Here is a 14,386-nt window from a genome sequence, read left to right as displayed (position 1 = left end):
TAAAATATGACAAATTTGGAATAAAAGATCTGATATTTTAGATAAAATAGTAACGGAAACAAATTTGTATGAATTACGATTAGATAATACACCCAATAATCCGCGAATTTTTCTTTGTGCTTTTGTTGGAAGGCGTTTTGTCCTATTACATGGGTTTAAAAAGAAAAGTCGCAAAACACCTAAAGCGGAAATTAGTATTGCGGTTAGACGACGCGATCGCATCATTCAACAACAGGAGGGAAATTAATGACAGAAACAAATATTCAAGATGTTCTGGCTTTCCTTGAGCAAATTATTCCTGATACCCCAGAAATGCAACTCATCGAAAGACAGGAATTATTTAGATTAACCTTAACTCAAGTGATGCGAAATTTGCGAAAAAAATCAGGTTTAACCCAAGCGGAATTAGCTGAAAAAATGGGAGTAGGTCAAAGTTGGGTTTCTAAGTTAGAAAGTGCTAATAATGATCATGCTTTTGAATCGGTTTTAGCTTATTTAGATGCTTTGGGTGCAGATTTCGAGGTAACGATTTTACTTAAGGGTAAAAAAGTAGCAGTTATTCCAGCGTTGTTGAGAATGACACCAGAAGAATTTGAAGCATCACTATCAACAGTATTAGATGTTTCTGAAGAATTAGAAAACAATCATCAAGATATAAATAAAATACCCCTAAACAGAATAAAATTACCTATAGGTTGAACTCACTATATGACCGAGATCAAGATTAATAGTGCAATGGATGAAGAAAAAAAGAAACGCTTAGAAGCTAAAGGCTGGAAAGTAGGAACTGTGGCTGAGTTTTTAGAACTAACGCCCGAAGAAGTGTTATTAGTTGAAATTAAATTAGTATTAAGTCGTAAGTTAAAAGAACGTCGTCAAAATTTGATGACACAATCAGAGTTAGCTGAAAAAATTCATTCTAGTCAACCGCTTATTGCTAAAGCAGAAAATGGGGATGGTTCGGTTTCTATTGAGTTGTTAATTAAGGCTATTTTAGCTACAGGTGCTACCCCTCAAGAGATCGGAGATTTAATTTCTAGTATAGGATAGTTAACAATAACCTGTAGATTGAGATAGCGATCGCATTTAAGCATTTGTAAGATCAATTAAATGCAGTGTTATGGACTTAGAATTGTTATAAATTGGTATCAATATCAATATCCCTTTCTTTTTAAACATGAATCCAGTCGTTCAATATCTCCTGGATTTACTGTACTACCCATCCCTGTTTCAGCAGCACATTCATTTACATCTGCCTCTGTATCTCTATTTGTATCCTGATAATTCGAGGAATCACTAAATATATTGGAACAGAAATTTAGAATAAATAGTAAAATTATTGCAATTGTAAAGATTACCATTGTGTTTTGGGTTACTTCATACTTATCGGCAGGTATTATAGATACTTCCGAAATAGAAATCCGTTTTTTTAATATAGTCTTTAGCTTATTTTGTATTTCATGATCAATTTCTTTCGCAGTATCAAATAAATAAAAGCTATGTTCTTGTTTTGACTTTAATATAATTTTTATTCCATTTTTAGCGATAATTATTTTTTCTACTTCCCCTAAAACACAATCAAAATTATCATCAAGTCCAATACCTTGATAATTATTTTTCATTTGTATTAAGCTGTGAGCAAAAATATATATTAATATTTTTTCTTTTCTAATCAATAAAAAAGCTATTTTTGTTTTATATCTTCCACCAATTATAATTTCAATATCAGAATAATTATTTTGATCATAAAGATATGTTACAAGTTGAGATAACCCAGCCAAATAAACAGGTTCCCCCACCCCAACATGAGGGAAATAACTAATTTTATAAAGTAAGTTCCTTAAATCTTCTTCACATTTAATTTGTTCTTCTACACATTCCTTTTTATTAAGATAATAGTTGAGATTGAATAAAACTTAATCCTTGATTAAATTGTGATATCATTCTGCAATTCAAGCGATTTAATTCTGCTTTAATTTCGGGGGTATCAAAATCTCGTGAATTTCGATTTAAAAAACAAGCGATCGCAGGTTTATGTAGATTGAGATGAAATAGAATTGAAGTATAAACTAAGGCATCTTGAGGCATCAAACCATAACAATCTTCATGGGTTGTGGCTTCAGAGATAATATCCGCAGTCAGTGGAATAATATCTGCATGACTCAATAATCGATTTCTATATTCTGCAAATCGTCTTTTTTCTTGAACATCAATATCAACTAATAACCGGAAAAGTTCTCTAATATTATTCTGAATCAAATTTTGGTATGAAGCTGTCCGTTCAAGCTGTTTAAATTCCCGATCCAGATGTTGCTGTAAAGCTTTACGGTTTCTATCTTGACGAATTAATTTTTCATGAGGTTCAGCTAAACTATAGGCAGGAATGATCAGTTCTGCACGTCCTCCTTCACAAAGTAACAGAATTTCTTCACAGCTTTGAAACTGTTCTTGTTCAAAAACTAATTCTAGGAAAAAATTAGTCTCAACGTAGATCTTCACGCAATATCCTCATATTGAAAGTAACCTCCTGCTATCGCTTTCCCTAGTCCTGAATCAACTAACCATTGTTGAGATTGATCACTCACATTAGGAAAGATTGAAGAATGAATAATTTCTCTTAACCAAGAAGCCACAATCATTTCAAAGCTTTGACCACTAATTTTATTCGCCGTAACTCCGACTTGTTCAAAGTAAGGTTGAAAAATAGGAGTTGCATCAATAATATAAGAAGGTTCTGCGATTTGTTTTTGATGGTTGAGATTAGACCATAAATAGATTGAATCAGTGAAAACTAACATCAGATAAGGACATCTGGGAAAATTTTGACTCTCAAAAATCTTCTGGCTTAATTCTATAACCCAATCTAGTGAAGGCTTGGATCTACGCTTAACTTCAACAATTAATATCAGTTGGTTATCCCGATTATAAACTGATAAATCTACCTCCCAACGAGACTGAAAAACTTGTGATGCAGATTGATCTCGCTCAAAGGTAGTAATTTGAGGATTGTCTTTAGTATTTTTGACCTGAAGTTCTACTAACAAACGAGATGCGATCGTCTTTTGTTCCTCCTCTGGGAGTTTTTCTAGTTCTTCTATTACTTGCTGAAGTAATTTATTCATGGTTTAATTTATCCTATTCTCTGTGTTGCTTAATCCCTATCTTCTAACCCTCGTTTAATTCCCTCAATTGCTTTTTCAGTATCATCCGCTTCCCATGTTAAGATTTGATTGAGAAGTTCAGTGACAACATAATTAATATCCTGTCCTTGCTTGGTGGCTTTTTCTCGTAGTTTTGCTTCCAGTTCGGGAGTCAGTGTTACAACAATTGACATAAATATTTTTTGAGTGTTGTTAACCTTTACAGCGTATTATAGCAAGAAATTAGAGCGATCGCTGCTTAACTTCAACAATTAATATCAGGATGAGATCGCATTTTGTTCCTCCTCTGGGAGTTTTTCTAATTCTTCTATTACTTGCTGAAGTAATTTATTCATGGTTTAATTTATCCTATTCCCGTTGTTCTTTAACCGCCATGCTATCTCTTTAATAAGCATACTTTTATTCGATTTTTTACCCCAAACCTGAGAGTATCAAACCCAATCTTCATCATCATCATTGGAATTCTGATTTTTGGGTTCAGTATCAGCTTGAATTTTCGTTTTCGGAGGCGGGGTAATAATTCGATAATCAGCATCATAAACCGTTTCGACTTTCCCGACTCCGGTACTACTAGAATCTCGATCCTCGTAGGAATAAGAATAAGATGAATCCGATGCAGTTAGGGGTTGTTTTTCTGGAGAATTTCCTCTCCCATCATCTCCTTCCCAAGTGGGGTTAAAAGGTTTAACTTCCGTTTCCCAATCATCATCATCTGCAAAACCACTCCGACGGGGTTCCGGTTCGGAAGAACTAACAGGACTAACGGAACCATAGGCGGTATAAACCGATTCTGGAGTTGGTTCGACGGGTTCGGGAGTATAACCCCAAGAAGAAGGATTAACAGGGTCTAAGGGGGCTTTAGCAGCAGGCTCAGAAGCCGTTTTAGAGGGAGAAAAAGGTGTAACCCTCTGAGGGGTAACTTGAAATAAATTATGAATAATGGAATAGGTTAATATTCCCGTTGCGATCGCTATTAAAATCCAAATTGAAAGGGGCAAAGTTGGCAGTTGATTACCTAAAAAAATTAAAGATAGAGAAGGGGATAGATTTTGGATCGTAAAGATCGCTAAACCTCCCACAAGCACCAGTAAACTAATTAATTGTGTAATAGACATTTTAGGAATTACGAATTAAGAATTAAGAATTACGAATCAGGATCACGAATTCAAGAGGATGACGCAGATTAACACAGATGAAAATCCGTGAAATCCTCTTAAATCCGCGTTAAGATTTAGGAAAAATAGGGTTCGTCGTTATCCTCTGAGGCTTCACTACCACCACCGACTGCAACTAAATCAATTTGTTGACGATAGTAGTCTACACTTTTCACCTGGACTTCGACATTATCCCCGAGACGGTATTGGTTGCGATTTTTGCGACCGACTAAAGTTTGTTGACGAGAACGGTATTCATACCAGTCATCCTTGAGGGAGGAAACATGAACCAGTCCTTCCACCCGTAAAACCGTACCGCCGGGGGACTTCACCTCAATTTCCACAAAGAATCCATAGGACTGAACCCCAGTAATCAACCCAATGAAGTTTTGGCCCGTGCGTTCCTTCATGAATCCGGTTTTCTTGAGTCCCTCTAAGTCCTCCTCCGCATCCACCGCCACGCTTTCCCGTTCACTCAGATGAATCACTAACTGGTTAAACTGACTTTCCAACTCATGCTGAATTTCCGGGGGGAGCACATTCCAGGTAATTTTTCCATGACAGGAAGAATGGCCTAAATCCACCCGTTCCTTAGCGCGGGTGGAACGGCGATCGCGTCCTTCCTCAAACACGCTTTTGAGTACCCGCAAAATCTGTAAATCGCAATAGCGAGACAGGGGGGAGGTGCAATGGGTATAACAGGGAAGGGCCAAGCCAAAATGAAGTTTAGCGGTGGTGCTATAAACCGCCGGTTTGAGAGTTTCCTCCAATAAATAACTCAAAACCCTTTCCGCCCTGCTGTTTGCCAATTCTTCAGTAAATTGTTGGAACGTACCCGGTTCTACCTCCTCATCTTCCTCCAAAAATAATTCCGTCCCCAAATGGGTTGCTAATTTAGCTAACTCCGAGACATCAGAAGCTTCTGGAGGCGGTTGGACGCGGTAAATAGCTGGAACACCCAAGGTGTTTAAATGACTGCCAACAATTTGATTAGCCAATACCACTAACTCAGAAATCATCGACCGGGCTGGAGACAAAGAAGATAGAACAATTGGCCCTAGTTCCCCTTCATCATTAAAGTGGCAATGGGTATCGGGTAAATTGAGTTCAAAACTGCCCCTTTCCAGGCGAATTTGGCGTACCGCCCGACTGAGTTCCAGTAGGTTTTCTAGGACATTAGCAAAGGGGGAGGGTTCACCATCGAGAACGGCTTGGGTTTGGTCAAAGGTGAGTTGATGATCTACCCGGATCACACTGGGTTGGATCTCGTATTCTATGACCCGTCCGGCCATATCTAAGGTGATCATAATTGATAGGGCTAATCGGTCTTCGTCGGGAACTAGGGCCAAGCGATCGCAAGAAATTGTTTCTGGATAAATCGGAATCAATTTATCCGCTAAATAAATCGCCGTTCCCCGTTTGCGGGCTTCTCGGTCGAGATCACTATCGGGGAGAATATAGTGGGCAGCATCGGCTAAATGAATTCCTAATTGCCAAAGATCGGATTTAGTTTGTTCAATACTAAAAGCATGATCGATGCAGGGGCGACGCTTGGCCCGTTCTTCATCTTCTAAAACCGAAAATTCAGGATTACCTAAATCCGGTTCAAAACTCATGGTTAAGACATTGCGAATATCAGCCCGATTTTTTAAATCGCTTTTTTTCAAGGTACGGTCAATTGCCTCGGCTTCGCGTAAAGCTCCGGCGGGCCATTTGCGGGGTAAATCGTGTTTACAACAAACAATATCTAAATCATCGGCATCTTCAGCATCGGAACCGAGAATTTGGACAACGTGACCGAGGGGACGATGGACACCAATGGGATAACGCAGGACTTCGACATGAACTAAATGATCCACCGCCTCGGCTAGTTCAGAAGGGTCATTAATTAAATCTAATTCAAATAACAACCGATCATCTAAAGGAACTGCCCGATACCCGGTTTTTGATTGTTTAATTCGAGCTAAAACTGAAGGATTAGCCCGTTCTAAAATCACATAAACTTCTCCTTCAGGGGAACGGCGACGACTACCTTCTTTAATGATTCTAACGAGAACCCGATCGCCATTCCAAGCGGTACTCAGATGACTTTCGCGAATATAAACATCTTCGGCTCCTTCAGCATCTTGAATAGCAAAACAGAAGCCTTTACTCGAACATCGTAGTTTCGCCTCCACAATTCCTTCCTCGGGAACCCGGCGATAACGACCTTTATCTTTTTCCAGAATGCCAATTCGTTCCAAAGCATCCAAAGCAATTTGAAACCTTCGGAGACTTTCCTCGTCGGGGGCGAGTTTTTTCTCTAAAGCCTTGGGGGTGACTAATTTATCATCGGAAAAATAGGCTAACAGTGTAGCGATTGAAAATTCCATGTAGCGATTAATCCTCTTTGTCAGAATCAGGTTTCGGGTATTAGGGATGGGTATTTAGTGTTAAATGGGTGAAGGTTGAGCAAAGAAGTGATTTCTGCTTTCCACACATCGGACACTCAACACCCAACCCCCAAAACCCCATCTTTAAAACACCTGGGGGGAACTTCTCACGGGCTGATTTTACCAACCCCATAAGGACAGTGTTACAATCCACGGATACACAGAAGCCGTCCGTTAGATAGGTCGGCTAAAGGCAAACCAGAGGATACCCTAGTATCTATTCCCTTGGGCAATGCTAACTTCGAGCTTGTGGAATAGCACCCAATGTTAATTCCCTTGGTGGTTGTGAGATAGGGTATAGAATTTGTGACGTTTAGCTTTGTGAATGACTAACATTAAAGTATATCGTAGTTTGTTTAGGAATTATTGATTATGTTGGCTCAATTGCGATCACGTTATCCGACGGGAAGTTTAATTTCTGAGCTACTCACCATTTATCTGGGAAAATATGTGGTGCGGGCGGTGGTCGAAATAGACGGGGTGATCCTAACAACGGGATTAGCCGCCGCTGATACCGTGGAGTTAGCAGAAGATCAAGCCAAAAAACGGGCGATTCAATCCCTAGATCTCGATACCACCCGACCCCAACCTTCTATCCCTAGGGAACCTTTAAAACCGACACCCCCGGAACTCAAACCGGAGGTTTCCACTGCTGTTTCTGTTCCCGCAGTCCCTCCCACCCTTGAGAGTCCGCCCCCCTTCGCCCCATCTTTTATCCCCGATGAAGATTCCGGGGGAATTCCCTCCGGGTCTCTCACCTCCGATGATTGGTTATCAGCCACCTATATTCAGCCCAAAACCGACAAGACCCCGGACAATGAGACGGAGAGCAAATCCAAGGGTTCTAAAGGACGTAGTGCTTCCTTGCCTCCGGTTCCTGCAAGTCCCGAAGGTGTCCCCACCTATCCCGATGAACCCGAATTTAGTCAAGCCTCGGCGGGTTTCTGGTCGTTCTTTGGAAACAACGGATTTTTCCTCGGATATTGCTAAAACGGATATTGAATTAAAACGGCTACGGTGGACGCAGGAACAGGGTCGCGCCCATTTACAAAAAACCTACGGGAAGCGGTCTCGCCAGCATTTAACCGATAATGAATTATTGGATTTTCTGCACTATTTAGAGTCCCTTTCTACCCCGACCGAATCCCCCTAAAATCGGTTTTATTCTCCCATAATATGGACGACTAATTCCCTGGTATGACGATGACGTCGATGTTCCCAGAGATAAATTCCTTGCCAGGTTCCTAATAGTAACCGTCCCTGGGAAATCGGAATTTGTTCAGAAGTATGGGTCAGAATAGTGCGAATATGGGCGGGCATATCATCGGGCCCTTCGGCATCATGGATATAATAATTGCCTTCGGGAACTAACTTAGATAAAAAGTTCTCTAAATCCCTGAGAACATCGGGATCGGCATTTTCTTGGATAATTAAACTGGCGGAAGTATGACGTAAAAATAGATGGCAAATTCCTGTTTTTATCCCAGAATTTTTAACTACTTCCTGTACATAAGCCGTAATTGTAGAAAAGGATTTTCCACTGGTTTGTACTTCCAAAATTTCTTGATAATGCGCCATAGTTAATTCGTAGTAAGCCCTTCAGGGCTTAATGATCCTTAAATATTAAAGTCAACCCATAAGATAGTCAATCACAGATTGAGCGATCGCTTCATTCCCATTTTTATCTAAGGTTTGAGATAAACGGGGTTTGATCAAAGGTTGGTACAGAAAATTCCAATCCTGTTGAAAAAATTCCGTCGTTGTAATAATCTGGTGAGTCCCATAATTTTGTAACCATTCTAATAAAACGGGAGCTTCGGCAAATCCATCTCTAGTTAAAGAAACTACAGGAATATCTAATCTTAATGCCTCCGCAAAGGTACTATAACCGGGTTTAGAAATTACCTGACTACAAAGAGGCATTAAATCCACCGGACGCACATGGAAGGGACGGGATTTGTGATCCGGTAATTTCTGAGAATTACTGACTTGAATTAAATTGGGAAAGGGGGGTAAATGCTGATCAAAGGTAATAAACGTATAATCCGATAACCGTTCAATATTATGGTGGGGAATTGCTGATAATCCCAAACCGCCAAAAGTTAATAATATGGTTTTTTCCGGTGGGGTTTTAATTCCTAACTTTTCCCGCAGATAGTCTAAATCAAACCGAGGATTTCCCCCGGTTAAACCCACATCAATTTGATCGGGAAAAGCCGTCATCGGTTCATGGAGAGGAAACCGAAACAGGCGATCGCACCGACTAAAACAACCGCAAATCCAATCTGCTAACTCCATAAATTCTTCCCCCCAATCTCGATAGATAAAATCCCAGCCAAAATTCCCCATCATCCAACAGGGAATCCCCGCAGCTTTAGCAATTTCCGTAGCCAGGGGAGAAATATCAGCTAAGATTAAATCAACTTTATTTTGTTTAATAAAACTCACTTCCCCGGCAATAATCGCCCGTTGCTGTTGACGGATTTTTTGCCATTGTTCCAGGGTTGCTGCCTTATCCATGGTCAAACTATCGGACTGTACTACCCCCACATCAAAGCCTCGGGGACGGATAATAAAATCCCCATCCAAATAAGATTCTAATAACCATCGGGGGGCTGTTGTGACTAAAATTAATAACACATCAGGAAAACGCCTTTGAATTTCATTGGCAACCGCAGAGGTTCTAACCGCATGACCAAAGCCATGATTGGTAATCGCTAAATATACAGTAGGTCTTGACATTATGGAAAAAATTTAGTTTGGATTAGATTAACAGAAATTCAATTTTGGTGATTTGATCAAATAATCATACTTAAGATAGATAAAAATTAAGCCGATTTCACCTAAAGTCACTAAAATTAGAAACTAAAAATCCATGAAAGTATTGCTGATCTATCCTCAATTTCCTCAATCTTTCTGGTCTTATGATCGCTTCATGGAAATTGCTGGTCTCAAAGCAGTGATTCCACCGTTAGGTATTATTACAGTTGCAGCCCTATTACCGCAAGACTGGGAGATGAGATTTCGCGATCGCAATGTCGCCTATGAAACCCAAGCCGACTGGGACTGGTGCGATCTGGTAATTCTTTCTGCCATGCTAGTGCAAAAACCTGACTTTCAAGGCTTAATTCAAAAAGCGGTGCGTCTGGGTAAAACCGTAGCTGTCGGTGGCCCCTACCCCACCTCCGTCCCCCAGGATGCCCTCGACGCCGGGGCTGATTTCCTGATTCTCGATGAAGGGGAAATGACCATTCCCTTATTCCTAGAAGCTCTGAGTCGAGGCCAAACCCAGGGGATCTTTCGCTCGACGGAAAAGCCCGATGTTAGCCACAGTCCCATCCCCCGTTTTGACCTGCTGCACCGGGAGAGTTACTTGATGATGGCGATGCAGTTTTCCCGGGGCTGTCCCTTCAACTGCGAATTCTGTGACATTATTTCCCTTTATGGCCGCAAACCCCGCACCAAAGAGCCGTCCCAAGCCCTAAAGGAGTTACAAACCCTCTATGATCTAGGTTGGCGCGGTTCTCTGTTTATTGTAGATGACAACTTTATTGGCAATCAGAAGAACGTTAAATCCTTTCTGCGGGAATTGATTCCCTGGATGGAGCAACACAACCATCCCTTCACCTTTATTACCGAAGCCTCGGTCAATTTAGCCGAAGATGATGAACTCCTACAACTGATGGGAGAAGCGGGTTTTTATGCGGTTTTCCTGGGAATTGAAACTCCTGACCAAGATAGCCTCAAATTCACCCGCAAACAGCAAAATACCCGTAGTCCCCTATCCGAAGCCTGTCGTAAAATCAACCAGGCGGGGCTACTGATTTATGCCGGGTTTATCCTGGGTTTTGATGGAGAGAAGGCGGGAGCCGGCGATCGGATTCAGGCTTTCATTGAAGAAACCAGTATTCCTCAACCGATGCTGGGTATCCTTCAAGCTCTCCCCAATACAGCCCTTTGGGATCGGCTGAAACAAGAAAAACGCTTAATGGAGGAAAATGGTCACCCCACCGGCGACCAAAATACCCTAATGAATTTTATCCCCACTCGCCCCATGGCTGATATCGCCCGGGAATATGTAGAAGGGTTTTGGACGTTATACGAGCCAGAGAATTATCTGCGACGCTGTTTGCAACAATGCTTAAAAATTAACTGCTCCCCAACTAAAAAACAAACCATGCAGTTTCCCCTGGGTAAAGGGTTAAGATTAGTCGCCCAGGTCATTTGGCATCAGGGAATACGCCGACCTGAGCTTCGGGGACAGTTTTGGCGTCAACTTTGGATCATCCTGCGGAAAAAACCCCAACTGCTGAATCTGTATCTGGGGCTATGTGCGGCTGGGGAACATTTCTGGGAATATCGCGCCTTGGCTAAAGAACGGATTGAGCAACAGATTAATCTTCACCCCTTAGCAACCCCTGAAGTCAAGATCCTCACCTCCTCACCCCTACAGGTCTAAAAGGATTCAGAACTTGGGCAAATTTGGGGATTTAAGCTCATAAGTAGGGGTAATTCACGCATTACCCCTACTTTCTATGGAAGTGATGGGTAAGTCCCGTTTGGGAATCACTGAAATTGAGTCAGCCGTTAAGTTGGGTCTCAACTCAATCTTCCAAATTACACGGGAGGTTTTTATAATTCAGAGATTGAATATACTATTAATTCAGGAAACGTGCCGAATTATTGAGCAAAAAGGGTGCAGAAGCTCTAAGGTAAGTCTTGAGGGAACAAGGAGCCACCAAGTCAGTAGCAAAGTCCTTCCTGGCTTCATCGACCACCAGGTGTGTGTGAGTTTTGTGTTGTACCTGAGAAACTTAAGTTGTGACCAGTGATCAAGGGCAAATTGAATGAAATTCTGGACAAAAAGCCTGATGTCCAGGCTTGTGATCTATTTTTTACTGCTATCTATGGTCACTGTCCTTGGGGTGGCGGCGGTCGCATTTCAATGTGCTAAAACCTCCATGCAGCAACTCATCTTTGAGCAGTTGGAAGTCACGGCTACCCTGAAGGAAAGAGCTTTGAATTTATGGGTGGAAAACCAAAAAAATGCGACTTTTTCCTTAGCACAGTTACCCGATATTAAAACAGCTACCAAAATTTTAGTGACTGATGATCCGAGTTCCCAAGCATGGCAGGATTCTCATACTCAAATTCGGCAATATATGGCTTCGGTATTAGCTACCAAACCGGACTTTCAGGAAGTTCAGATTTTGAGGGCAACTGGGGGACAAATTGTTTTTTCTACTAATCCCCAATCGGAAGGTAAATATCGGGATCAGGAAAAATATTTTCAAGCGGGTATTTATAAGACTTTTGTGCAAAATCTTGATGTTTCATCTATTACAAATAAACCAACTTTAACGATCTCGACACCGATTAAGGGATCTAATCAGGATGTATTTGGGGTGTTAGTATTACACCTTAATATGAAAAGAATGGAAGAAATTATTTTTGATAAAACGGGTTTAAAAACCACGGGAGAAACCTATTTATTTGATCGATCTCAGATATTTTTTACCGCCAAACAATTTGATCGGTATGACTTTCCAGAAAAAGTCAATAGTCCAGGGATTAGAGATGCTTTATCGGGAAAAAATGGCTATAAAACTTATATCAACCATGCCGGGATTCCAGTGATTGCAGTCTATCGTTGGCTGGATAGACAGCAATTAGGATTATTAGTGGAAATGCACCAATCAGAAGCTAATCAACCGGCTAAAAGATTGGCTTGGATTATTTTATTAATGGGATTAACTTCGGCTTTTATTTTAGCAGTGGGAGTTTATATTTTAGCCCTAAAAATTACTCGCCCAATTGTCAATATTACTAAAATGGCAACTCAAGTCTCCGATGGAGATTTGACGTTAGTGGCTCCAGTGGTTACTGATGATGAAGTCGGACAATTGGCAATTTCATTTAACCAAATGACTCAACAATTACGCCTTCTATATACGGGTTTAGAAGAAAAGATTTCTCTCCTTCAGCAAAAAGAAATCGAATTAAAAAATAGTTTAAATCAGCTAAAAGCCGAAAGGAAAGTGAGTGAAGTTCAGGAAAATCAATTAACTCAAGCCTATCAAGAAATTAGTCTGCTCAATGAAAGGCTAAAAACTGAAAATTTGGATTTAATGTCAGAACTAAAGACCCAAAATCGACGACTCTATCAATTTTTAGAAGCAATTCCTTTAGGTGTTGTAGTTGTGGATGCCCTGGGAAATTTATATTATAGCAATAAAGTGGCTCAAGAGTTGTTGGGAGTTGAGGTTTTATTTTCTAATCCTCCGTTACAATTGAACGTTTATTCAAATTCATCATCAACCACAAAAACACCTTACATTTTAGAGAATCTACCCATTTTTAGAGCCTTAAATGAGGGGTTTTGCTGCATTGATACATTAGACTTTCAATACTTAGATAAGACAATTCCGTTGCAAATGTGGGGAACCCCAATTTATGATGAATTTAGAGAAATAGCCTATGCCATTGGTGTGTTTCAAGATGTTACTGAACGCCGAAAAGCCGAGGAAGAACGTCAACAGTTTATTGAGGAAATGTTTGAGATTAATTGTAATTTAGAATTGGCTTTAGATCAAGAGGAACAATTGACAGATGCGGCAGGGCGATTTGTTCCGAATCAGTTTTTGGCTTTTTTAGGATATGAAAGTTTAGTGGATGTAAAATCTGGGGATGCGGTGCAGAAACAAATGTCGATTTTGTTCTCAGATATTCGCAGTTTTACCCAAATGTCTGAACGGATGACACCCGAAGATAACTTTAAATTTATTAATGCTTATTTGTCTCGCATGGAACCTGCTATTACTGAAAATCGAGGCTTTATTGATAAGTATATCGGCGATGCAATTATGGCTTTATTTGGAGGAAGTGCTGATGATGCGGTGAAAGCAGGAATTTCTATGTTACAAAGATTAGCAGAATATAACCTCACTCGTCAACGTCCCGATCGCCCTCCAATTAACATTGGGATCGGAATTAATACCGGGGATTTAATGTTAGGAATTGTAGGTGGACAACACAGAATGGATAGTACCGTGATTAGTGATGCGGTTAATTTAGGATCTCGCTTAGAGGAATTAAGTAAAAGGTATGGCATTCCCTTATTAATTAGTGAACATACTTTTTTATCCCTTGAAGATCCTAATATTTACTCCTTCCGAGTGATTGATAGAGTTAGGGTGAAAGGGAAATCAGAAATGGTCTCAGTTTTTGAAGTTTTTGATGCCGATCCGCCCTTGCTCTATCGAAAAAAAGTAGAAACAAAAACCTTGTTTGAGCAAGCCTTAACCCTATATCATCTGGAAGCCTTTCCCGAATCTGCTCAGTGCTTTGAAGCCTGTCTGCAAGAAAATCCCTCGGATCAAGTGGCTCAAATTTACTTACAGCGTGTGATTCAATCCTTATCAAGTAATTAAAAAGAGTCCCAATTAGATTTTTATTGCATGAGTAAATATTTTTACCCTAACATGATATAATGAGCTACTGAAGTTTTTAGAATCAGGCGATCATGGAGCAGTTAACAAAAAGTTTTTGGCTCTGATTGAGTTAAATTTTATCCTCTACTCCAGTAGCCTAAAAATACTCCAGTTTCCCATTTTTTAGTGCCTTTTCCCGATTTTTTACT

General features: G+C 40.4%; 15 protein-coding genes. 7 read left to right on the top strand and 8 right to left on the bottom strand.

Annotated features, from left to right (window positions below; genetic code table 11):
- Positions 1-13 precede the first annotated feature (13 nt).
- Genes AC2D3N_RS02735 through AC2D3N_RS02725 form a run of 3 tightly spaced genes read left to right on the top strand, consistent with a single transcriptional unit; the run spans position 14 to position 1,050 of the window.
- Positions 14-247, top strand: a complete 234-nt coding sequence (locus AC2D3N_RS02735; protein ID WP_484693728.1) for a type II toxin-antitoxin system RelE/ParE family toxin — start codon at positions 14-16, stop codon at positions 245-247.
- Positions 247-699 (top strand): helix-turn-helix domain-containing protein, encoded by a 453-nt coding sequence (locus AC2D3N_RS02730; RefSeq protein WP_079679744.1) that lies wholly within the window; start codon positions 247-249, stop codon positions 697-699. The genes AC2D3N_RS02735 and AC2D3N_RS02730 overlap by 1 nt, the downstream gene beginning before the upstream one ends.
- A gap of 9 nt (positions 700-708) precedes the next feature.
- Positions 709-1,050 carry a helix-turn-helix transcriptional regulator gene (locus AC2D3N_RS02725; RefSeq protein WP_234996708.1) on the top strand — a complete coding sequence of 114 codons (342 nt, stop codon included), beginning with the start codon at positions 709-711 and terminating at the stop codon, positions 1,048-1,050.
- Positions 1,051-1,154: 104 nt separating this feature from the next.
- Here AC2D3N_RS02725 and AC2D3N_RS02720 read toward each other — a convergent pair whose 3' ends face one another.
- The 6 genes from AC2D3N_RS02720 to AC2D3N_RS02695 form a co-directional block, all read right to left on the bottom strand.
- Positions 1,155-1,781, bottom strand: coding sequence for a hypothetical protein (locus tag AC2D3N_RS02720; protein ID WP_484692699.1), 627 nt, complete (start codon positions 1,779-1,781; stop codon positions 1,155-1,157).
- 106 nt (positions 1,782-1,887) lie between these two features.
- Complete coding sequence (locus AC2D3N_RS02715; RefSeq protein WP_079679742.1) at positions 1,888-2,499, bottom strand: PIN domain-containing protein; 612 nt, start codon at positions 2,497-2,499, stop codon at positions 1,888-1,890.
- Complete coding sequence (locus tag AC2D3N_RS02710) at positions 2,496-3,122, bottom strand: hypothetical protein (protein WP_484692698.1); 627 nt, start codon at positions 3,120-3,122, stop codon at positions 2,496-2,498. The genes AC2D3N_RS02715 and AC2D3N_RS02710 overlap by 4 nt, the downstream gene beginning before the upstream one ends.
- Positions 3,123-3,151: 29 nt before the next feature.
- On the bottom strand, positions 3,152-3,334 hold the full coding sequence (locus AC2D3N_RS02705) for a hypothetical protein (protein WP_079679741.1): 183 nt from the start codon (positions 3,332-3,334) through the stop codon (positions 3,152-3,154).
- 258 nt (positions 3,335-3,592) lie between these two features.
- Complete coding sequence (locus AC2D3N_RS02700) at positions 3,593-4,276, bottom strand: LapA family protein (protein WP_484692697.1); 684 nt, start codon at positions 4,274-4,276, stop codon at positions 3,593-3,595.
- 116 nt (positions 4,277-4,392) lie between these two features.
- Positions 4,393-6,687 (bottom strand): ribonuclease R family protein, encoded by a 2,295-nt coding sequence (locus tag AC2D3N_RS02695; RefSeq protein WP_484692696.1) that lies wholly within the window; start codon positions 6,685-6,687, stop codon positions 4,393-4,395.
- Between the two features lie 432 nt (positions 6,688-7,119).
- Here AC2D3N_RS02695 and AC2D3N_RS02690 point away from each other — a divergent pair, with 432 nt between their 5' ends.
- Entirely contained in the window at positions 7,120-7,737 is a 618-nt protein-coding gene (locus tag AC2D3N_RS02690) for a hypothetical protein (RefSeq protein ID WP_484692695.1), read from the top strand.
- Complete coding sequence (locus AC2D3N_RS02685; protein WP_484692694.1) at positions 7,703-7,900, top strand: hypothetical protein; 198 nt, start codon at positions 7,703-7,705, stop codon at positions 7,898-7,900. Before AC2D3N_RS02690 ends, AC2D3N_RS02685 begins: the two co-directional genes overlap by 35 nt.
- Before the next feature lie 8 nt (positions 7,901-7,908).
- Here the strand turns inward: AC2D3N_RS02685 and AC2D3N_RS02680 are convergent, their stop codons facing one another.
- Both AC2D3N_RS02680 and AC2D3N_RS02675 read right to left on the bottom strand, forming a co-directional pair.
- On the bottom strand, positions 7,909-8,325 hold the full coding sequence (locus AC2D3N_RS02680; RefSeq protein ID WP_079679737.1) for a secondary thiamine-phosphate synthase enzyme YjbQ: 417 nt from the start codon (positions 8,323-8,325) through the stop codon (positions 7,909-7,911).
- A 51-nt stretch (positions 8,326-8,376) separates the two neighbouring features.
- Complete coding sequence (locus tag AC2D3N_RS02675) at positions 8,377-9,489, bottom strand: glycosyltransferase family protein (RefSeq protein WP_484692693.1); 1,113 nt, start codon at positions 9,487-9,489, stop codon at positions 8,377-8,379.
- A gap of 133 nt (positions 9,490-9,622) precedes the next feature.
- Between AC2D3N_RS02675 and AC2D3N_RS02670 the strand changes: the two genes are divergently transcribed.
- Together AC2D3N_RS02670 and AC2D3N_RS02665 are read left to right on the top strand one after the other, a co-directional pair.
- The gene (locus tag AC2D3N_RS02670; RefSeq protein WP_484692692.1) at positions 9,623-11,206 is read left to right on the top strand and encodes a B12-binding domain-containing radical SAM protein; all 1,584 of its coding nucleotides are present in this window, start codon (positions 9,623-9,625) and stop codon (positions 11,204-11,206) included.
- Positions 11,207-11,654: 448 nt separating this feature from the next.
- Positions 11,655-14,177 carry an adenylate/guanylate cyclase domain-containing protein gene (locus tag AC2D3N_RS02665; protein WP_484692691.1) on the top strand — a complete coding sequence of 841 codons (2,523 nt, stop codon included), beginning with the start codon at positions 11,655-11,657 and terminating at the stop codon, positions 14,175-14,177.
- Positions 14,178-14,386 lie beyond the last annotated feature (209 nt).

The organism is Planktothrix sp. PLAVEN19ND (assembly GCF_057220675.1).
Note: the sequence above shows the minus strand (reverse complement) of the source record. Positions and strands in the feature narration are given on the sequence as shown.